We start from the raw sequence: 286 nt of genomic DNA, 5'->3' as shown, positions 1-286 counted from the left end.
TTCTTCCATTTACGATGATTGGTTTTGGAAGATATTTTATGAAAAAGGCTCCAAAGGAAATAAATTCAGTATTTGGATATCGGACTTCGATGTCTATGAAGAACAAAGACACATGGGAATTTGCTCATAAATATTGTGGTAAAGTCTGGTATGTCTGTGGAATGGTTATGTTGCCGATAACAGTAATATTCATGCTTTTAGTGATTGGAAAAAATGAAGATTGTGTTGGGAGTATAGGAGGAATTATCTGTGGTGTTCAACTTATTCCTTTAATTGGGTCTATTCT

The 286-nt window shown here is 33.9% G+C and carries 1 protein-coding gene; it reads left to right on the top strand.

What is annotated here, in order from left to right; translation table 11 throughout:
- Window positions 1-286, top strand: a 286-nt coding sequence (locus GPK88_RS18710; RefSeq protein WP_215708138.1) for an SdpI family protein, incomplete at both ends; no start/stop codon positions are given.

This window comes from Blautia sp. MCC269, from assembly GCF_018785655.1.
Taxonomy (GTDB): domain Bacteria; phylum Bacillota; class Clostridia; order Lachnospirales; family Lachnospiraceae; genus Blautia_A.
Note: the sequence above shows the minus strand (reverse complement) of the source record. Positions and strands in the feature narration are given on the sequence as shown.